Origin of the sequence: Staphylococcus pasteuri (genome assembly GCF_030547725.1) — a bacterium.
GTDB classification, from domain to species: domain Bacteria; phylum Bacillota; class Bacilli; order Staphylococcales; family Staphylococcaceae; genus Staphylococcus; species Staphylococcus pasteuri.
This window is the reverse complement of the sequence record NZ_JAUOQO010001121.1, coordinates 1-230: the sequence shown is the minus strand read 5'-3', so window position 1 is coordinate 230 and position 230 is coordinate 1. Positions and strand designations below refer to the sequence as shown.

Genomic DNA, 230 nt, shown 5'->3' with positions numbered 1-230 from the left:
GGGTAACGCATTTGTAGATGAACATGGCGAATATAGAACACGTACCGACTTTGACAAAACAGCACGGCCATTAACTCAGTCAAGCCCTGCATTAAAAAAATTGGCGCTATATGCATGTCAAAACCAACCTCAAGCCACTGGCTGGCACTTCCCACTGGTCGGTGGCTCAGAGGTACTTATTGGGTGTATTAATAACGACCCCAACAACGCATTTATAATGGGTTTTGCAC

1 protein-coding gene is annotated in these 230 nt (G+C 45.2%); it reads left to right on the top strand.

The window, feature by feature from the left end; genetic code table 11:
• Positions 1-230: hypothetical protein (locus tag Q4528_RS16615; RefSeq protein WP_303522907.1), on the top strand; the 230-nt coding region annotated here is incomplete at both ends.